Origin of the sequence: Paenibacillus tyrphae (assembly GCF_024158745.1) — a bacterium.
Taxonomy (GTDB): Bacteria; Bacillota; Bacilli; order Paenibacillales; family NBRC-103111; genus Paenibacillus_G; species Paenibacillus_G tyrfis_A.
Window position 1 is genome coordinate 43086 of the sequence record NZ_JAMZAW010000023.1, and the last position, 19508, is coordinate 62593.

Here is a 19508-nt window from a genome sequence, read left to right on the forward strand (position 1 = left end):
TTCGGGTGAATCGAAAGGTGGTCGCTATGATCGATACGCTCACGCTTGCGCAAAAAAAAGCCGTCCGCGCAGCCATGGAAGAACGGCTGGCTCTATATCGGAGCTACAAATACAGCAGCTTCGAACGCCGCGAAGCCCGGGTTACGGCCAGCTATGACCCGCGGTACCATGGGGCGACGAATGCGGTAAGCGATCCTACCGCGCAGATCGCGGTGTACAACGTAAATGAGCAAATGCACCGCAGTTACGTATGCGATTCCGTGGAAATCGCACTGAGCCTGCTGCCGGACAAGCAGCGGTCGATCATCGAAACGCGGTATATGCGGCAAAATACGCCGACGGATACGCAGGTATGCGACAGGCTGAGCATGTCCAAGGATGCGTACGACCGAAACCGGCTTGCGGCGATGTACGAAATGGCTTTATTTTTGGAAGTGGATTGCGGGTTCGAGCTGACATAGCAGAATAAGCAGGCAGCAATTAGACCGTTCTCTCTCGTGGGAGGCGGTCTATTTTTCTATGCGGATCTGTTGGGGAGTACACTGAAAAAACCGGTGTTTCCTACGCTAAGGAGCACCGGCTCTGAGTTTTACTTACGCTGGTCAGATGGTAAAATACGTATCTTCGCCTTTCCAGATACTGTGTTGCCGCTTCGGAAGACTCTTTAAATGCGCCACTTCCTGCGGCACGCCGCTGGCTGCCGCCGCTTCGTAGATCGTCATGCCGCCCAGAATGAGCTCGTCGGGCATCAGCAGCTCCACGGCGAACTGGTTGGCTTCGCTCTCGATCCGGTCGATCGAAACGAGCGTGTTCCTGCGAAGGAAGGGCGTATTCACCTTGGGGTGAAGGAGCACGTGCCCGAGCTCGTGCGCGCACGTAAAGCGCTGGCCGGATTTATCCAGGCCTTGGTTGATATGGATGAAGCGGATTCGTTTGTACGTGCTGAAGTAGCCGAGAACGTTGCCGAGCGGCTCAAAGAGAACATGGATGTTTTTCTGAGATGCGATTTTGAAAGGGTTGTTCGTTCCGTACTTTTTAATCAGTTGCAAGGCTGCTTGTTTCGAATTTCGCATCTGCTTATCTACCCCCGTATCGATTTTATTTTCGATATTTGTTCGGGGTAAACTTCTGTTTCGCTAACTGCTTGGCAAGCCGCATGGAATTCTCTAGCGATATTCGCAGCAATTCTTTACTCTCCTCATCCAAGGTTTCGCCATGAAAGGCAAGTGCTTCATCAGACTCGAGATCGCTGAGCATTCTTTCGAGATCCCGGGCGATGTCCTTCTCTTCTTTGGGTGTCAACGGAGACGCGTCCCGCTTCTCCTCCATGATCGATACGTTCGGCGAAGGCTCGTCGGACAAGCCCAGAAGATAATCCGTCGTCACTTGAAAATGGGCGGCGAGCTTGCCGGCCATATCGGCGCTCAGCCGTTTTTTTCCCCTTTCGATCTCGTAATAATATTGAGGCGTAATGTTCAACAGTTCGGCGACAACGGTCCCCGCCATATTCCTTGCTTTTCGAATGTCCCGCACCCGATTCCCCATAAGACATTTCACCTTTTCTGAACTGGCTTTTTAATAGAAGAACATTTGTTTCCATTATATCAGCTTTTAGCTTAATTATCAAGCTTTGGAAAACTGAAAATGAAGAAATTGGGAGAAAAATTAAGCAAATAGTTTGTTTTTTAGATGTTTTTATGCGATAATTAATCTATATGATTAAATAGAATGGTTGTCATTTTGAAGCTAATAGCTTATTCTTAGTTTCGTAAAGCGAACGCTATGTTAACGAATGGAGGCGCCTCGAATATGACGAATTACGTCCAAAACCTTGAATCTGCAAACGCGGTTCAACCGGCTAACCTTGCAAGGGAACGGCGGCAAGCTGCCGCAAAAACGGCGAAGAGCAGCAAGGCGGAACAGGTTTACAGTGGGCAAGCAGGTCCTTGGGAACCGCGTCAACCGGTGACTTTGGAGATGATGCGGACGAAGTTTGCCGGGCTCGTTCAAGCCGGACGTCAATGTGAAATTCGGGCGCTCCTCCGGAACTACGGCGCCGAACGGCTGCCGGACGTTCCGACGGAATATTTTGACGAGCTGCTCCACGCGGCGGAAAAGCTCGGGTGAATGCTGTTGCAAGTTTAAGCTGTAAGTTCGATCGGACATACTTCCAGAGAATGACGAGAGGGGAACAAACCGGAATGATGATGCTTAATCTCGAACAAAACTACGAAAAAGTGGCTATAGATCAGCTTCGCGGATATAAACGGCTTGTCGGACGAATCAAGATGCTTGAGAAGTACCCTGTCAGCGGCGGTCTGCGGCTCGGCACGATAGTCCAGGACGGTCAGCTGCAAGACCTGCACCGGCAATGGCGGAAGCTGGTGGCATCCAGCGCAGACCAAGAAGCGCTGCGAAGCACAGAGGCGAAAATCAAGGCGCTATTGGTAGGGCAGTTGGGTACATCGGACGGCTATCAGGGGATACTGGGGCGGGTAAGCGAGTTGGAGGAGCTGGGACGGCAAAAAGAGCAGATGGAGCAAGCCATGGACGCTCTAGACGATTTTAAGCACGAATACGCGCAAGTGCTCAAGTTATTGTATGTGGATGGAAACGAGCCGAATGACATCGCTTGCGATCTGGGCATCTCCCTATCCACCTTCTATGGATGGAGGCGCAAAGCGTTGAAGGAATACGGAATATTGATTAGCTAGAGTCGCAGCGGGCTGCGGCTCTTTTTTGCGTTATGGGTCTGCTTGACCAGCGCGGCAAGATTTGCCTGTGCTATAATAGAGCTAATTTTCAAGAATGAGGAAATGGGGAGGAACCGATGCTTCAGCAGGATTTGGCATTCATTAAAACCGTTAAAATGGAAGACATTCCGTGGCAGCGCCTGATCTCCTCCTACGGACGGGCAGCGGCGTTCCCGCAATGGTTTCATGCGATAGCTCATGGAGATGGGGAAGCAATGGGCAAAGCCGCCGAGCGATTGGCCGAGGAACTGGAGCACCAAAGCACGCTGTGGCACGCTACGCCGTTCGGCGTCATTTTTGCGATGCGGATGCTTGGCGAAGCTGCGAGCGATTCTATGAAGCAGGAATTAAGCGAGCCGAAGCGGGAGCAATTGAATGCGCTAATCGTGGCGATCCTGAACATGTGCCAGCCCATTGCGGTTGCGTGCGCAGATACGCTAGGCCATGTCGTCGATATGGAACCGCTTCCGTCCATCACCGATCTGCTTCGCGAAAGCGAGCTTTGGCCGGAAGACGAAGAAGAGGATGAGGAACGTTGGGAGGACGATCCCGTCTCCGATCAGGCATTTTACAGCTTCGTCTATTATACGGCGCAAATTTTGCTTCTATATAAGGAAGATATTCGCAAGCTTTGCGATTCGGTGTGTGAGGAAGTGCGGGATGCCGCGAAGGAGCTGTATGCGGAGGTAGGTCGTATTGAGGTTGGGGGCTGAGGTTGATTCGGGGGAAGCCGGTGGAATTTCGTCGGAATTTCGCTGTAAAAGCGTTGGATTAACCATGGACAACCTTTGTAACGAAGTGCGGTTTTCCCGTGCTATGATGTTAATGTAAGATAATTGTGCTAAGGGGAACACGAACGAAAGAGTCGCAGCGATGCGGCTCTTTTTGCATTCGCTCCGCCGTACAAGATTAGGCTTCAGGGGGAGGGAGGATATGGAGCGGTTGCGCAAACTGGATGGTACAGTTCGAGCAGGCGATTTCCGGAGCACCCTTTGAGGTGTAAGCCGCTGTCAGGCGGAAACGCAAGCTGCGGCAATTCATGAAGCTTTTATCCGGCTTCTATCGGGGTGGTGAACGTGGAAGAAATTAAGCAGGGGATCGCGAAACGGCTCAAGGAATTGTTTCCGGCCGCGAGCGTCTATACGGAACAAGTCGAGCAGGGCTTTACGAAGCCTGCTTTTTTTGTTCGGCAAACGGAAGGTGCGCAGAAGCACGTAATGAACCGCCGGTATATCCGGACGGGGACGTTCGACATCGCCTACTTTCCGGTTCCGGGTAGTCCGCAGTTGATTCGCGATTGCGAGACGGTCCGGGATACGTTGTACGAGCGGCTTGAGCTGATCTCGTGGGAAGGTCATACGTATCGCAGCTCAGGTATGCGTTACACGTTGGCGGACAACGTGCTTCATTTTTATGTAAGCTTCGAGGTTCATGTGATGCGGCCGAAAGAGGCCGTGCCTACGATGCGAAATCTAGTACAGGAGGAACATATCCGACATGATTAAAAAAGGGACGTCGAAAGCGGCAGCCATGAAGGAAGAAACGGCTGCGGCTCAGGAGAGCTTGCCGGCCTTTACGAAGCAGCAGTTTTTGGAGTCGAAGCTGTTTACGGCGCAGCAAAAAGATTTGCTGAACGCTCTGCTGCAAGATGAGGAAACGTATACGACCGATCAGGTCAAACAACAAATCGAACAATATTTGAAAAAGGCGGTGGAATAGATGGCAGGCGGAACATGGACAACTCAAAACAAAGTACGCCCAGGGGTGTACATCAATTTCGAAGGTGAAGGTAAACCGGCCGGTGCAGCCGGCGAACGCGGGATTATGACGATGGCGCTGCCGCTTGGCTGGGGCGAAGCGAAAAAGGTGCTGACCGTGGCTGCAGGAGACGATGTGAAAACGCTGCTCGGCTACGATATCGCAGCGCCTCAGCTGCTGCTGGTTCGGGAGGCTTTGAAACGTGCCAAAACGGTGCTTCTGTATCGTTTGAATGCAGGTACGAAGGCGGCTGCAACGGTTGGCGCGCTGAAAGTGACAGCTAAGCACGGCGGCGTGCGCGGCAACGATTTGTCCGTCGTCGTTCAAGCGAATATCGACGATAATACGAAATTCGACGTGAAGACGCTGCTGGCCGGTCAATCCGTCGATTCCCAAATCGTGGCCAATATCGCCGGGCTGAAAGCGAACGATTGGGTCGTATTTAGCGGCACGGGCGATTTGACGGCAACGGCGGGCGCTTCGCTCACCGGCGGTGCTGACGGTACCGTGACGAACCAGGACCATACCGATTACCTCGGGGCGATCGAAGTGTTCGACTTCCAAACGATGGCGCTCGCATCCGGCGACGCTACGTTGAAATCCGTCTACACGGCATTCGTGAAGCGGCTTAGAGACACCGAAGGCAAGAAGGTTCAGGCCGTGCTGGAAAACTATCCGGCAGCCGACTTCGAAGGTATCATCAGCGTCAAAAACGGCGTCGTGCTGAAGGACGGGACCGTTCTGGATGCGGTGAAAGCGACGGTATGGGTAGCTGCGGCTACAGCCGGGGCGCAGGTAAACCAATCGCTGACGTACCAAGCGTACGACGATGCGGTCGACGTGGACATCCGTTACACGAACTCCCAAATCGAATCCGCACTGCGCGGCGGTGAGGTTGTTTTTGTGCAAAACAAAGGCCGTGCCATTATCGAGCAGGACCTGAACACGTTCAAAAGCTTCCTGCCGACCAAGGGCAAAGCATTCTCCAAAAACCGCGTGATCCGCGTGCTCGACGGCATCGCCAACGATATTAAGCGGATTTTCGAGACATTCTACATTGGCAAAGTGAACAACGACCACGACGGCCGCAATTTGCTGTGGAACGAGGTCGTTACTTACTTGAGAACGCTGCAGGCGAACGCGGCCATCCAAAGCTTCAATTCGGAAACCGACGTGAATGTCATTCAAGGCCAGGACGCTGACAGCGTATTTGTAGAGCTGCACATCCAGCCGGTGGATTCGATTGAAAAAATCTACATGAAAGTGACGGTGAAGTAACATGGCAGAACAAAAAGTGTTACATGCTCGCGATACGATTAGCGGTCAGGAAGGCCGTGCTTATGCAACGATTAATGGAAATGCGGAAGAAATGTTCTACGTTAAAAAGCTGGAAGCCAAAGTCGAGAAGGAAAAGGCCGAAATCAAGGCGCTTGGCCGCCGGGGAACGCAAAGCAAAGCGAAAGGCTGGAAGGGCACCGGCAGCATGACGATTTACTACATCACTACGCTTTTCCGTGATCTGATGAATGAATATATGGTCAGCGGCAAGGATACTTATTTCGATATTACGGTAACGAACGAGGATCCTTCCTCTTCCGTTGGAATGCAAACCGTTATTATTAAAAATGTCAACCTGGACAGCGTCATTATGGCGTCTCTCGATACCGGAAGTGACACATTGGAGGAGGAAATCTCCTTCACCTTCGACGGTATCGAAATTAAAGATCGTTTCAAAGCCCCTTCCATGAACTAATCACATTAACAGGAGGACATGATTCATGAGCGATTTAAGCGTATTTTTTGCCCAAAATGCAGAAGCCAGCACGATTGAGGAAGTCGTTATTTCCGAACGATTCAAGGACCGGGAGGGCGTTCCGGTACCTTGGCGCCTCCGCAGCATGACGGAGGAGGAAAACGAGGCGGTACGCAAAGCCGTCACGAAGCGCGTCAAAGGCAAAGGCGGCAGCTACACCACCGAAGTCGACCAGAATGAATATATCGCCAAGCTGGCCGTGAACAGCGTCGTTTTCCCGAACCTGAAGGACGCGGAATTGCAGCAATCGTACGGCGTGCTTGGCGCCGAGTCGCTGCTGCGCAAAATGCTGCTCCCCGGGGAGTACGCAAACCTGCTCCAAAAGGTGCAGGAGCTCAACGGCTTCGACAAGGATATGAACGAGCTGGTTGACGAAGTAAAAAACTGATCAACGAGGGCGCAGGCGAGGCGAATTACGCCTACTATGCCCTCCACGAGCTTCACATTTTACCGCAGGATCTTATGGCGATGTCGCGGCGCGAAAGGGCCGCGATCTACGCCATGATCGACGTGCGGGTGGAAAAGGAAAAGCGCGCCCGCGCTAAAAAAGGGCTATGAGGAGCGTCTCTTAGGAGGCGCTTCTTTTTAGGTTGTTGAAAGGAGGTAGGGTGAGTAATGGCGTCAGTTTCAGCACTTTTGAAAATTTTTAACCAAATCTCCAAAGGGCTGCAGCTAAAAACGTTGAAAGCAGGCAAGGCCAGCCAAAGTACCGGCAAAGTTTTGGGACAAAAGGAGTCGGTCGGTAAACGGTTTTCCCAAGTCTTGGGAAGAATTGACCACAGAGTGGCGTTAGAACCTGCAAAACAAGGCAGTCCCGATGCTCAAAAGGAGACGTTCGTCAAGAGATTTTCCGGTGCGTTTACAAATCTTAAAAACAAGATGACGCAATGGGGGCCTTTCAAGAAGGGAAACTCTGGCAAGTCACAAACGGATGCAGTAGGTCAAGATTCAAACCAAGCCAATTCGTCAAAGGGCTCGTTTTTACAAAACGCTGTGCATGTATCGACTCTCTTACTAAACGCTTTGCGTATGTATAGGGTTATTCAAGCAATAAAGAATGGTTCGGGGCAAAAAAATCCTTTTAGCGATGCGGCCAAAAAGAACGAAGAACTTGCCCAATCCCAAGACAAAGTCAATGATAAGTTGAAAAAAGGAAAAAAAGAAAGTGCAGGGATGCTGGAAAATTTTCAAAAGCAAGCATCTGCAATTGTAAATCTTGAAAATGCTCAAAAGCTTTTCCAAGCTACCGTTGGAGGAGCAATGGAGCAGCAGGATCAGAAGGAAATGTTCATTAAGCGCACGGGCAGCAAGCAGGTCGGTACGGATATGTTTGAGATGTTCAAAGATGAAGCGATGAAGTCGGGGACGAATGTGAAAGAGTACTTGGCGAATTCTTTGAATTTCATGTCGGTAACCGAAAACTCGGACCAAATTACCAAGCTTAATAAAATAGCCCAACGCCTTGCTTTTTTCGATCCGGAGAAAAAAGGACTTGAAGAGAATGGCTCAGCGATAAAAGAGGCTCTTGGCGGAGACGGTAAAGCGATGGATTCCTTGCTGGAGCGTTTTGCGATAAGTCCGGATAAAGCAAAGTCCTTGAACTTTGAAGAACTTACGCAAAAAGGGGATGCAGACGGGTTCATTTCCGCTCTAGAGAAGCTCTTGGAACTGAATAATATGGGGCAGGGCGTATATGACAAAATCTCCGATGTCCCAACCGAGCAAATTGCTACTCTGGGCGATCACATCAAAAACGCTTTTGCTAATTCGGGACAAGCCGCTTTGACAGCGCTGATGCCAATCGTAACGATGATCAATGAGGCGTTTGAATCCGGGAAGTTCCAGCCGTTCTTCGACGGTCTTTCAGCTGCGCTGTATGGTATCGCCAGCGTAACGGCAACTGTTGTGCAGTTTCTCTTGGATAACTGGACTACGGTTCAAAACGTTCTGCTTATTCTTGGCGGGGTGCTTCTGGTTCTTGCTGCCATTTGGCTGATCCAGTGGCTTGCTGGAATATGGCCGATACTGTTGATCATCGGAATCATCATGTTGCTGATAGATATTTTAAATCAGGTCGGCGTGTCAACAAGCGAGATTGTCGCTATAGTGATAGGGGTATTTTTCGGTTTATATACATTTCTGCGGAACGTGTTTGCCCTGCTTTGGGATATCATTGTTACTTTCGTAGAATCTGCGGCAAATGCTTTTTATGATCCTGTAAACGCCGTTAAAACTTTGATTTACGAAGTGGCAAAAGATGTGCTCGACTTTATCAATACAATTATCGGAGATATAGATTCGATTATTGTAAAAATCAATAAAGCATTTGGCAAAAATATTTCGGTCATTGGACAAATAGACGGCAAATGGGTAGAGGACTTAAAGCCGGAACAAGGAAAAGCAAAATTTGATCTGTCTAAATATAGGCTGGAGCAGCAAAGTGTTTTGGATGGCTATAACCAAGGAAAGAGTTTTGCCGAAAACGCCATGAAATTTGTTGCAGATAAGGGAGCTAATATGAAACAGCAATTTAGCGGCTGGAACAATATGCTCAATAAGGATTCGCCACCAGCTAAGCAGCCCGGCTCCGAGCTTCCTAATCTCAACCACGTGAACTCGATCGGCCAAATCGATAATACGGTCGATATCTCCAGCGAAGACTTAAAGGTTATGCGGGATTTGGCTGAAATTCAAAGCATCCAAAACTTTGTGACGCTGACGCCGACCGTGCAAGTGACCACCGGGGATATTCACCAGCCAACCGATGCGAACGAAATGATCCGGCGCATCGAAGAAGTGATGTCGCGCGAAATCGCAAATTCCGCTCAAGGGGTGTACGCGTGATGGAAGACCATTATTTTATTTATTTGAGCTTTAATAACCAGGCCGAGGGTTGGAGGCTGCCGGTTAACCCGGAATCGATCGAAATTTCGGAAGAAGGTCAAGGGAAGACGTACAACATTGTCGGCAAAGGCGGGGGGACAGAGGAGACGCGTGCGGGCGAAATTAATGTCATTCAGAGCCCGAGGCTGAAAACGGTCAGCTTCAGCAGCTTTTTTCCCTCAAAATCGCACAACTATCCGTTTATTGTACAGGGAATTCCGGAGCTGACTCCGAATCCGAAGTATCTGTATCTTAGAGATGGGATTCATGACCCGATGAAATACGTTAAAGATATCCGCAAATGGATGGAAACCAAGCATCCCATTCGTTTTATGTATATCGTTCGACGCGGTCGCGAAGATGGGAAACTAGATAACGCCAGCGATCGGGACCTTAACTTTCCGGCGTCGATCGAAAAGTTCGAATGGAAGGAAGTGGCCGGTTCCCCAGGTGATATCGAATATTCGCTGTCTCTCAAGGAATATGTCTTTTACTCCGCCAGAAATGTTCAGCCCGTTGTGAATGCCAAAGGGGAAACCGTTCTCGTTCAACAGCAGCCTGCCCGCCCGGACGAAGGGGTCATGCCGGAGACGCATACCTTCCAAGATGGAGAAAGTCTTACAAAAATATCCACAAAGTACTATGGCGACAGTGCGCGTGCCCGTGAAATCCAAGAGTTTAATGGGATTTCGGATTCGGAAGTGGAAGGTATCAAAGACGGCACGGTACTGAAACTGCCGCCAAAGTAAAGGGGGACCGTCATGCTCCAGATCGAAATCGATAACAAGGACGGCTTCCTATGGGACCTTTCGGGGATCGTCTCCGAAGCGACATTTAAAACCGCCCGGGTCGGGCAGGCTTCAAGCTTTGAAATGACCTTGATCAAGGGCGGATTCTACGAAGCGAAAGAATTCAAGTACAACCTCGGCGACATTGTCCGGGTCAGACAAGACGGCCGCAATGTGTTTTACGGCTATATTTTCTCCATCGATAGTGGGAGAGAGGAAACCGTAAAGATTACGGCCTATGATCAAATGCGTTATTTGCTTGCGAATGATTCTTACGTGCTCTCGAATGTAACGGCGACGCAAGTGGTGGAACGCATCGGCAAAGACTTTGGGCTGAAGCTTGGAAAGCTGGACGATACAAAGCACGTCATTCCGGGGCTTAGCGAAAACAACACGAAATTGCTTGATATCATTTACAAAGCGCTCGACAAGACGTTAATCGCCACGAAAAAAATTCACGTCCTGTTCGACGATTTCGGGGAGTTGACGCTTCGTGATGTTGAAACCATGGCATTGAATTTTTCACTTGGAGACACAAGCCTTGTCTACGATTACAAGCAAAAACGCTCACTCGACAACGCCAGCAACAAGATCAAGATCGTCCGGGACAATAAAGAATCCGGAAAGCGAGAGCTCTACATTATTCAAGACAGCCGGACCATTGCCAAATGGGGGCTGCTTCAGCATTACCAGACCGTCGACGAAAAGGTGAGCGTCGAAAAAGTCAAAGAAATGCTGGACAATCTGATCCAGCTGAAAAACCGCGAGCAAAGGTCGTTTTCGATCGACGCTCTTGGGGATATCCGCGTGCGGGCCGGCTGCTACGTTTCCATTAACATGGAAGAGCTTGGATTGAACCAACGCTTTTTGGTCAACGAATGCACGCATAAATTTGACGGCAGTGTCGAGCATACGATGAGTTTGGAATTAATCGACATTCGCATTGGGGAGAGGTAGGAATGGGACTCTTAAATCTTATCAAGCAAGCCGGTCTCGATGCTGTCGAGGCGGGCAATCCGGTATCCGTATTGTACGGAACGGTAGCAAGCGAAAGTCCTCTGAGTGTAACCATTGACCAACGGTTTACGCTGACAGAGGATTTTTTAATTGTTCCAGAGCAGCTGACCGATTACCGAGTGACGGTTGGTGGGCAGGAAATCGTCATCCGGGAAGGCTTGAAAACGGGTAACCGCGTCATTTTGCTTCGCATGCAGGGCGGGGAGCAGTACGTCATTGTAGATCGGGTGGTGACGGCATGATTCCGCAAGGCGGTGTGCTGGGAAACAACCGGAACGTGGAAATTGCGCAGCTTCCCAGCCGGACTTACCGGTTGGATAATACGACGAACCGGATCGTCGGTATGACCGACGGGCTGGACGCGGTCAAGCAGGCTGCGCAGCTCATTTTGGAGACAGAGCGTTTTGAGCATTTGATCTATAGCGGCAACTATGGCCGCGAGTTCTCCGGATTGCTTGGACGAGAGCCCGCTTTCGTGCAGGCGGAGCTTTATCGGCGCATCCGGGTGGCGCTTATGCAGGACGACCGGATTCGGGATGTGCAGGACATGCGGATCACGATTATGGGGGACGAAGCTAAGGCTTCGTTCACCGTCGTATCGCAATACGGCAGTTTTGAGATGACGAAAGGAGTGGGAGCGGGTGTATGAACATCAGACGTTTCAAACGATTTTGAACCGGATGCTTTCCCGTGTGCCGACGGACGTGGACAAGCGGGAGGGCAGCATCATCTATGACGCCCTTGCGCCGGCCGCTTTGGAGCTGACGGAGATTTATTTTCAGCTGGATACGAATTTGAACCTTTCGCTTGCGGACACGTCGAGTGGCGAATTTTTGGAACGGCGGACGGCCGAGTTCGGTGTGGAGCGCGAAAAGGCCAGCAAAGCGCGCCGCAAGGGGCTATTTTACGGGAATGCCGACGCACCGGCGGATGTGCCTGTCGGCAGCCGGTTCGGGGCCGGGGACCTCCGGTATGCGGTTGTTCGCCGCATTGCGGCTGGCGTGTTCGAGCTGGAATGCGAAACGGCCGGCGTCACCGGGAACCATTATTTCGGCGCGCTGCTGCCGATCGATTATATCGCCGGACTTGTCCGCGCTGAATTGGCTGACGTACTTGTCCCGGGAGAGGATGAGGAGACGGACGAGGCGTTGCGGAAGCGGTTTTTCCAAGGGCAGAAGGAGAAGCCGTTCGGGGGCAACGTAGCGGATTACAAACAAAAGATCGGCAATATTCCCGGCGTTGGCGGCGTCAAAATCTTCCCGGCGTGGCAGGGAGGCGGGACGGTCAAATGTACCTTGTTGGGCAGCGATTTTGATCCGCCGTCCGCCGCTTTGATCGAAGAAGTCCAAACGGCCATCGATCCTACGGTAAACCAAGGCAAAGGCTGGGGGCTGGCCCCGATGGGACATACCGTCACGATTGACGGCGTTCAAAACGTGAAGATCGACGTGGAGACGACGATTACGCTCGGTGCTGGCGTGACAGTAGGACAGGTGCAGGGGGAGATTGAGGCCGCGATTTCGGCTTATTTGCTCGGCTTGCGGCAAACCTGGGCGGAGGAATCGCAGCTGATCGTCCGGATCAGCCAGATTGATGCGCGGATTTTGACCGTATCCGGGGTGAACGATGTGAAGGGTACCCGCCTGAATGGTCAGACGGCGAACATTTCTTTGTCCACGGAGAAAATCCCGCAGATGGGGACGGTGACGCTGCATGCCTAAGCTGATGGCTTATTTGCCGGAGTATTTTCACGAGATCAAAGAAATAAAAGAGCTGACCCGGACCGAGGACGAGGAAATCGAGGCGATAGCCCAAGCGGTCCGGCAGTTTTTGGATAACCAGTTCGTCACGACAGCGCGGGAATGGGTGATCAAACGGCGGGAGGACATGGTTGGCATTCGCGCGGACTCGGCGGTGGAGACGTTGGAGTTCCGGCGCAACCGGCTGATTAACCGTTATTCCACGCGTCCGCCGTTCACCGTCCGTTACCTGCAAAGCCGTTTGGATTCCCTCATCGGGCAAGGCGTGGCGAAGGTGGAAGTGGATGGGCAAAATTTCATTTTGAAAATTACGATGGGTGTGCCCGATGCGGCGTACTTCAAGGAGATCGAGTATACGGTCCAAACCGTCAAACCGGCGAACCTTGTATATAACCAGGCGACATCTCTGGCGGACCGTGTCGGACTGGAGGAGCACATTTGGAGAACGCCGCTTCCCCGGATGACCCGGCTCTCAACATCATGGAAGCTGGGCAGTACCCTATTCACCAATCGTGGCAAGGAGGTACAGGTGAAATGATTCCAACAACGTTTTTGAATGAACTGGCTCAGTATACGAATACGCAAATTGCAAAAGTGGTGCTGAATGGCAGCTACGAAATCAATACCTTTCGGATTAAAAAAGTGGAAGCAGATACCGTGGAGTTGGAGTATTTCCTCCCGGCTGGATCGGTGTCTGAGGTGACTTTGATCGAACTCAAAAGCAGTAAAGGGCAAGTCGTAAGCTCTAACGAAGCATATGTGCCGATCACGAGCGACACCATAATTAAGCATACGATGACGATGAAGGAGGTCTAACATGGCATACACAGGAAAAACGGATTGGAAATATGATGAGGTTGTTACGGAAAACGACATGAACAGGATCGAAAAAGGCGTCATGAATGCACATGCAGAGCTCCAAGGCGTAAAGGATACGTTGGACCAGCATATAGACAATTATACTGTGCATGTTCCCTATGCAGTTGCAACAGGCGCGGCAAACACTTATGCTGCCACATTAAATCCAGCCCCGTCCTCGTATTATGAAGGGATGGCTGTCTCCGTGAAAATCAGTACGACCAACACAGGCGCTTCCGCCATCAATATCAACGGACTAGGGGCTGTGCCGATTAAAAAGACAAACGGTAATGATGTCTTAGCGAATAATCTACGCGGAGATAGCATCTACACGCTACGATATAATGGCTCAAATTTTATCTTACAGGGTGAAGGAGGTGGTGGGAGCGCAACCACCGAAAATGTCCTTTTTGGCAAAACTTTCACGAACGATGACGGGGAACAAACCGGTACAATGCCGAACAATGGGCAGTTGAACTATACGCCAGGTCCAAACCTGATTCAAATCCCCGCAGGGTATATAAGCGGAGGGACAATTGCTGCTTCGGTTCCTAAATTAGTCGACTACACATATTATAAGCCTAAAGGAATTAGAACAATAGATGGAAATTCCTTAACGTACAAGTACACAATACCAATCGAGTTACCTCCTGAGCAGGGTATTCCTGCTGCGATATGGATTAGCAAAATCGGCATAGACCTTCCTACTGAGTATGCTAACCCTAAGCATAGACTTTATGTGAATAGTAACATATGGATGCATCGATATAGTGATACGCAGTACTGGGGAGCTGGCACAGCCGTGCAGGAGTGGGACAGCAACAACAAGATACTGTACAGTGTGGATGTTAATGCTTTCGCAAGCAATGGCATAACGAAGGGTTCTCCGATAGAACTTACGGTAAGTTGCGACTGCCAAGCGGGTAGTATGGGCGCTGCTAATCCGGATGATCCTTTTTCTTACATTGAGTTCATTGTGCGATACGCCACAGTGTAGGTGAAGGAGAATGGAAGCCCATTATAAAATCGATCAGTAGCATATTCCAGGATTAACGAAATAATTAATATACCTGATATTTGCGAGGCTATTTTTATGCCAAAAAATCCGACAAATACCTTGAACACAAATATTTATACAGCGGGAGTTTAGGAAACCCAAAGAGGTCTGACGGGCATTTATCTCCAGGAAACTCCTAAACTCCATTTCAAATTTTGCCAAAAATCTTGAGAACTTTTGTCAAAATTTTGCGTGGCTACAGTATTACGATAGTGAACTCAATTTATATTGGGGGAATTTTTCAGGGTCTTTTCTGTCGAAATTAGGTATTCAGAGAATCGAATTTGGTACGACACCGCTAACCCGCGAACATACACATTAACATTTGATCTGGCATATGGCGAGCTCAATTTAAATGTATGCGTATATGCGTGCAATTCACCCAGACATCATTTCTGTTGCTGATAATTTAATAATTCGTTTCAATCTATACGAAATTACTGGTGTTGGTTAAGCTCCGCGCTTGTGGAGCTATTTTTGTGCCCAATATCCGGGTAGTGAGGGGATTTACAATGGATAAATCAACGGTATACAAAACAGGCTTCGGCGTCGTCGGGGCCTTCATCTCATGGGTCGTCGGCGGTCTTGGATTGGCTTTTACCATCTTGCTGGGACTAATGTTGTTAGATTATGCAACGGGGCTCATGGCGGGATACGTCAGAAAAGAGCTCAGCAGCCGCACCGGAACGAACGGCTTGCTTCGAAAAACCTATACCATCATTCTTGTCGGTTGCGTGTATATGATCGAACTGTCGGTCCTGAACTCAAACGGCGTAATTGGTGACGGCGTCGTTATTGCGTACAGCGTCATTGAGTTTCTAAGTATCGTCGAAAATGGTGGCAAGCTCGGGGTACCTCTCGGGCCATTGAGCAATGTCATTTCAGCGATCAAAGGGAAGGAGGAGCGCCATTGACAAGGGAGCAATTTATCGCTACGGTTGCACCTGTCGCTGTGGAACTGAAAAGGGAAGGTTCTCCGATCTTCCCTTCGGTTCGGATCGCTCAGGCTTTGCTGGAAACCGGCGGCAAAATCCATGAGTGGAACAATCTCGTCGGTTATAAAGTCGGCAGCGGCCGGCCCAATGAGTTTTGGAAAGGAAAATCGGTAAGCACCAAGACGTGGGAAGTATACGACGGCATCCGGATAGATGGTGTACAAGCCCATTGGCGTGCCTACGACTGCCTTGAGGATTGCTTCCGGGATCAAGATTTGCTTTTTCAATGGAGTCGGTACGATCGTGTACAAAGCGCCCAGTCGCCGCAGGAGCAGGCGGAGATGCTGCGCGTTTGCGGCTATGCCACCGATCCGGATTACTCTAAAAAGTTAAACCGTTTGATCGCGGGCTATTCGCTTGAACTGTACGATAAGGAGGCGGCAGAAGTGATGCTGGATGCGGGAGTGGCCAATACAATTATCGATACATGGATGAGTCCGGCTTGGAAGGAGTCGGAGGCAAAACGCTGCGAGGCGGAACAACAAGGAGACATGAGCACAGCCTCAGCTCATCAAGAACAAGCGGATTATATTCATTGGCTTGCAAATGAGCTTCGAAAAGCGTCCGGGCAGGTTTTGCAATAATCGGATGCATAATAAATTGACGGAACATATCCCTACCGGCTTCGGCCGGTAGGGATTTTTTTGTTTTACTATGGTAAAAGGTACCTCAAACCGGAAAAACGGCTTAGAGGTACCTTGGTTATTTATGACAAAACAACTACTTTTTCTTTAACGCTTCAATATCGGCTTCCATACGAAGCTGTCGGCGATTAAGAATGTCAACGCTATGCTCGAGGGTATTTTGTTCCGTTCAAATCTCTTTATTTGCTTTGTTCTGTTCGCCAACCATATGAATCAATTGACCGATCATGCGTTCATTGTGATCGAAGCGGGTATGAACCTTGCGGAATTCGTCGTCTACTTTCTGGAACTTTTCAGTGAACTCGGAGCGCATGCTTTGGATCTCGGATTTCATGTCTGCTACTTCAAACTTCATATCGTTCATTTCCGAGCGTAAGCTACCAACCCCTGAGCGAAGACCGCCGATTTGGGAGAGAATCAAGTCAAGTTTATTTTCATCCATGGGAGCACGTCCTTTTGGAGAAGAGATGATATAACTATAATACGAACAGGATGCGAACTTCAAGAAGGGTTTGGCGAAAACTGTAAAATAAGGAGGTCGAACTGTGGATGAAAACAAAACGAACGGTTTGGTAACTTTTGCTTAGACGATTTCCTGAAAGTTTACCGTCACTGCGTTCATCCAGACCGCACAATAAGTCCAAGTCCGAATCGCAAATGCTCACTCACGTCTCCCCACGAGCCCCCCTCCAAGAGTCCCCTACAGCACTCACATACATGCTTTTACATTGCTTCTATCCAATGGCAGAACAACGACGAAGCCGCTTCCCCAACGCAACTGCAAGGTAGACACGTGAGTGAGAAACATGCTATCATTACACTGTTTCCTAGCAAAAGTTTTCTACTAATTTCATATCATATAGAGCAGGTGCCGATGTCCGTTGAAGGCGGAATCGGCTTAAAAGGGAAGCCGGTGAAAGTCCGGCACGGTCCCGCCACTGTAAGCGAGGAGTTTTTTCCGTATCGCGTACGCCACTGTTGCCAAGTCGATGGGAAGGCTGCGGAAAAAGCGATGAGACGCAAGTCAGGAGACCTGCCCGCTCTGTTGCGGCTGTTATTTTCGTCGACGGCCGGCAACGAAGTCACCACAAAACCTACGCGGATAGGGAGGTGTACGGGAGCGGTACAGGACAGGCAGCAAGGCTGGCGATCGCGTCACAGCGGCGCTTGTCGCATAAGTCAATGCTGGCTGCACTCGTCTCAGCAACCTAAGCTCGCACAAGCATCTTCCGACAAGGGAGATGCTTTTTTTGTTGCTCTCTCAGTTTCTGGAAAAAGAAATCGGCATGAGTCGTCAGATTGATGAATAGGTTTATCGCATGGACAGCCGGCAGGAGTACGTCAGTTACAGGCCTCGGAAGCCTTGTACTCCATGAGGAAGCATACTTAACAGGAGGCGGCAATGATGAAGGGAAAATTGTCAGTCATCGGGTTTGGCCCGGGCAGCTTCGATCATATTACGAAACGGGCAAGGGAAGCACTCCAGGAAAGCGACGTCGTGATTGGCTATAACACGTATGTGGATCTGATCCGGGGGCTTTTAAACGAGCAGCAGGTGGTCCGCACCGGGATGACGGAAGAGGTCAGCCGGGCGCAGGAAGCGGTGCGTCAAGCCGAAGCGGGAAAAACGGTGGCGGTCATTTCGAGCGGCGATGCAGGCGTGTACGGGATGGCCGGGCTCATTTACGAAGTGCTGATGGAAAAAGGATGGCGGCGCGAGGATGGCGTCGAAGTGGAGGTTATTCCTGGCATCTCGGCGATCAACTCTGTGGCTTCACTGCTGGGCGCGCCGGTCATGCACGACGCATGCACGATCAGCTTGAGCGACCATTTGACGCCGTGGGAGATCATCATTCGCCGGGTGGAAGCGGCGGCTTCCGCCGATTTCGTGATTGCGCTGTACAATCCGCGCAGCGGCAGACGCACGCGGCAGATCGTCGAGACGCAGCGGGTGCTGCTGCAGTACCGGTCGCCGGATACGCCGGTCGGCATCGTAAAGAGCGCTTACCGCGAGCGGCAGGATGTGGTGGTAACAACGCTGGGGAAAATGCTCGAGCATGACATCGGCATGCTGACGACGGTCATCATCGGCAACTCTACAACGGTCGTCTACGATGGACTGATAATCACGCCGCGGGGATACCAGCGCAAGTATACGCTGGACGCCGACGTGCAGCCGCTCCGGCCGCACGAAAGGCTGCGGACGGAAGCGGAGCCTTGGTCGCTGGACGCGCAGGAAGTGGAAGCGTCCAAGAGCATGGGTGAGGAAAATAAAGCGTGGGCGGCTGAAGCGCGTTCAGACGGACCGAGCGAGTCCGTGAAAGGCCCATACGTCGTCGATTCGATGCTCGATCCGCTGGGCGGACCGGCTTACGGAGCCAGAACGGAAGGCGAATCGTCGTTGGCTCTTGCGCTGGAAGCGCTGCGGCTTGTCGATGCGCACCGGGGCGTTCCCGAGGCGGCTCAAGGCGAGCGGAACGGCTACCTGTTTAAGCAGGAGCAAATCCTGGAGTTTGCCGTAAGCCCGGGGCTTGCGGAGAAAAAGCTGACGGCGCAGCAGCTCATGCTGCTTGCGGAAGTCGTCGGCGAGCATGGGACCATGGAGTATACGCCGCATCATCAGATGCTCGTGCGCATTGCGACGTCGGAGCCGGAAAGCGTAGCCGGAAGGCTCCGGGCTGCCGGACTGCTGCTCGCTCCGGTCGGCGATGTCGCGCAGATCAAGGCTTGCGATTTTTGCAATATGGATAAGGCCGATTCGGTGCCGTACGCCGAAGAACTGCATCGTCGACTGGGGGGGATGCGCGTACCGAAGGAGCTCAAAATCGGCTTCAACGGATGCGGCATGGCCTGCTACGGCGCGGTTAAGGAAGATATTGGAATTGTGTATCGGCGGGAGAAATTCGATTTGTTCCTGGGGGGCAAAACGGTCGGACGCAACGCCCATGTCGCGCAGCCGGTCGCCGAAGGAATCGAGCCGGAGCGTCTGGTCGAAACGATCGAGCGCATTGTAGCACGTTATGCAGCGGACGGGCATCCGAACGAACGGTTTCATAAATTTTATAAACGCGTTAAGGAGCTGGAAGGCTACCGGTACCAGGAAGTGCCGGCGTTCCAGATCGAGAATGCGGTGTGCGGGGATTAAAGCTTACGCACTCTTTTGAAGCAACTGCTTAAAAGCA

24 protein-coding genes and 1 riboswitch are annotated in these 19508 nt (G+C 51.0%); of the genes, 21 read left to right on the forward strand and 3 right to left on the reverse strand.

Annotated elements, in window-relative coordinates:
• The first annotated feature begins 26 nt into the window (after positions 1-26).
• Positions 27-461: an ArpU family phage packaging/lysis transcriptional regulator gene (locus tag NI000_RS28145; protein WP_253414675.1), complete on the forward strand. Its 435-nt coding sequence runs from the start codon at positions 27-29 to the stop codon at positions 459-461.
• A 141-nt stretch (positions 462-602) separates the two neighbouring features.
• Here the strand turns inward: NI000_RS28145 and NI000_RS28150 are convergent, their stop codons facing one another.
• Both NI000_RS28150 and NI000_RS28155 read right to left on the reverse strand, forming a co-directional pair.
• Positions 603-1073: an ImmA/IrrE family metallo-endopeptidase gene (locus tag NI000_RS28150; RefSeq protein WP_253414676.1), complete on the reverse strand. Its 471-nt coding sequence runs from the start codon at positions 1071-1073 to the stop codon at positions 603-605.
• 25 nt (positions 1074-1098) lie between these two features.
• Positions 1099-1545 carry a helix-turn-helix domain-containing protein gene (locus NI000_RS28155; protein WP_301292731.1) on the reverse strand — a complete coding sequence of 149 codons (447 nt, stop codon included), beginning with the start codon at positions 1543-1545 and terminating at the stop codon, positions 1099-1101.
• 264 nt (positions 1546-1809) lie between these two features.
• Between NI000_RS28155 and NI000_RS28160 the strand changes: the two genes are divergently transcribed.
• The 19 genes from NI000_RS28160 to NI000_RS28250 all read left to right on the forward strand — a co-directional run bounded on the left by NI000_RS28160 (position 1810) and on the right by NI000_RS28250 (position 16266).
• The gene (locus NI000_RS28160; protein ID WP_253414679.1) at positions 1810-2127 is read left to right on the forward strand and encodes a hypothetical protein; all 318 of its coding nucleotides are present in this window, start codon (positions 1810-1812) and stop codon (positions 2125-2127) included.
• A gap of 74 nt (positions 2128-2201) precedes the next feature.
• A complete protein-coding gene (locus NI000_RS28165) occupies positions 2202-2714 on the forward strand; it encodes a DUF1492 domain-containing protein (RefSeq protein WP_253414680.1) in 513 nt (170 codons plus the stop codon).
• A gap of 131 nt (positions 2715-2845) precedes the next feature.
• Positions 2846-3466, forward strand: a complete 621-nt coding sequence (locus NI000_RS28170) for a hypothetical protein (protein WP_253414681.1) — start codon at positions 2846-2848, stop codon at positions 3464-3466.
• A gap of 363 nt (positions 3467-3829) precedes the next feature.
• Positions 3830-4258 (forward strand): phage tail terminator family protein, encoded by a 429-nt coding sequence (locus NI000_RS28175; RefSeq protein ID WP_253414682.1) that lies wholly within the window; start codon positions 3830-3832, stop codon positions 4256-4258.
• The gene (locus tag NI000_RS28180) at positions 4251-4472 is read left to right on the forward strand and encodes a hypothetical protein (protein WP_253414684.1); all 222 of its coding nucleotides are present in this window, start codon (positions 4251-4253) and stop codon (positions 4470-4472) included. Before NI000_RS28175 ends, NI000_RS28180 begins: the two co-directional genes overlap by 8 nt.
• Positions 4473-5789, forward strand: a complete 1317-nt coding sequence (locus NI000_RS28185) for a phage tail sheath family protein (RefSeq protein WP_253414686.1) — start codon at positions 4473-4475, stop codon at positions 5787-5789.
• 1 nt (position 5790) lies between these two features.
• Complete coding sequence (locus tag NI000_RS28190; protein ID WP_253414688.1) at positions 5791-6264, forward strand: phage tail tube protein; 474 nt, start codon at positions 5791-5793, stop codon at positions 6262-6264.
• Between the two features lie 25 nt (positions 6265-6289).
• A complete protein-coding gene (locus NI000_RS28195) occupies positions 6290-6712 on the forward strand; it encodes a phage tail assembly chaperone (RefSeq protein ID WP_253414689.1) in 423 nt (140 codons plus the stop codon).
• 227 nt (positions 6713-6939) lie between these two features.
• Complete coding sequence (locus tag NI000_RS28200) at positions 6940-9168, forward strand: hypothetical protein (RefSeq protein WP_253414690.1); 2229 nt, start codon at positions 6940-6942, stop codon at positions 9166-9168.
• The gene (locus NI000_RS28205) at positions 9168-9956 is read left to right on the forward strand and encodes a LysM peptidoglycan-binding domain-containing protein (protein ID WP_253414691.1); all 789 of its coding nucleotides are present in this window, start codon (positions 9168-9170) and stop codon (positions 9954-9956) included. Before NI000_RS28200 ends, NI000_RS28205 begins: the two co-directional genes overlap by 1 nt.
• A gap of 12 nt (positions 9957-9968) precedes the next feature.
• Entirely contained in the window at positions 9969-10952 is a 984-nt protein-coding gene (locus NI000_RS28210; RefSeq protein ID WP_253414692.1) for an XkdQ/YqbQ family protein, read from the forward strand.
• Positions 10953-10954: 2 nt separating this feature from the next.
• On the forward strand, positions 10955-11254 hold the full coding sequence (locus tag NI000_RS28215) for a DUF2577 domain-containing protein (protein WP_253414693.1): 300 nt from the start codon (positions 10955-10957) through the stop codon (positions 11252-11254).
• Positions 11251-11661, forward strand: a complete 411-nt coding sequence (locus NI000_RS28220) for a DUF2634 domain-containing protein (RefSeq protein WP_253414694.1) — start codon at positions 11251-11253, stop codon at positions 11659-11661. Before NI000_RS28215 ends, NI000_RS28220 begins: the two co-directional genes overlap by 4 nt.
• Entirely contained in the window at positions 11654-12733 is a 1080-nt protein-coding gene (locus NI000_RS28225; protein ID WP_253414695.1) for a baseplate J/gp47 family protein, read from the forward strand. The genes NI000_RS28220 and NI000_RS28225 overlap by 8 nt, the downstream gene beginning before the upstream one ends.
• Positions 12726-13310, forward strand: coding sequence for a putative phage tail protein (locus NI000_RS28230; protein WP_253414696.1), 585 nt, complete (start codon positions 12726-12728; stop codon positions 13308-13310). The genes NI000_RS28225 and NI000_RS28230 overlap by 8 nt, the downstream gene beginning before the upstream one ends.
• Positions 13307-13588: a ketopantoate hydroxymethyltransferase gene (locus tag NI000_RS28235; RefSeq protein ID WP_253414697.1), complete on the forward strand. Its 282-nt coding sequence runs from the start codon at positions 13307-13309 to the stop codon at positions 13586-13588. The genes NI000_RS28230 and NI000_RS28235 overlap by 4 nt, the downstream gene beginning before the upstream one ends.
• A 1-nt stretch (position 13589) precedes the next feature.
• Entirely contained in the window at positions 13590-14627 is a 1038-nt protein-coding gene (locus NI000_RS28240) for a hypothetical protein (protein WP_253414698.1), read from the forward strand.
• A gap of 572 nt (positions 14628-15199) precedes the next feature.
• Complete coding sequence (locus tag NI000_RS28245) at positions 15200-15601, forward strand: phage holin family protein (protein WP_253414699.1); 402 nt, start codon at positions 15200-15202, stop codon at positions 15599-15601.
• Positions 15598-16266 (forward strand): glycoside hydrolase family 73 protein, encoded by a 669-nt coding sequence (locus tag NI000_RS28250; protein WP_253414700.1) that lies wholly within the window; start codon positions 15598-15600, stop codon positions 16264-16266. Before NI000_RS28245 ends, NI000_RS28250 begins: the two co-directional genes overlap by 4 nt.
• A 229-nt stretch (positions 16267-16495) precedes the next feature.
• Here the strand turns inward: NI000_RS28250 and NI000_RS28255 are convergent, their stop codons facing one another.
• Complete coding sequence (locus NI000_RS28255; RefSeq protein ID WP_253414701.1) at positions 16496-16768, reverse strand: hypothetical protein; 273 nt, start codon at positions 16766-16768, stop codon at positions 16496-16498.
• Between the two features lie 407 nt (positions 16769-17175).
• A riboswitch (cobalamin riboswitch) is annotated at positions 17176-17381 on the forward strand.
• 350 nt (positions 17382-17731) lie between these two features.
• Here NI000_RS28255 and cobJ point away from each other — a divergent pair.
• Positions 17732-19471 (forward strand): precorrin-3B C(17)-methyltransferase, encoded by a 1740-nt coding sequence (cobJ, locus tag NI000_RS28260; protein WP_253414702.1) that lies wholly within the window; start codon positions 17732-17734, stop codon positions 19469-19471.
• Positions 19472-19508 lie beyond the last annotated feature (37 nt).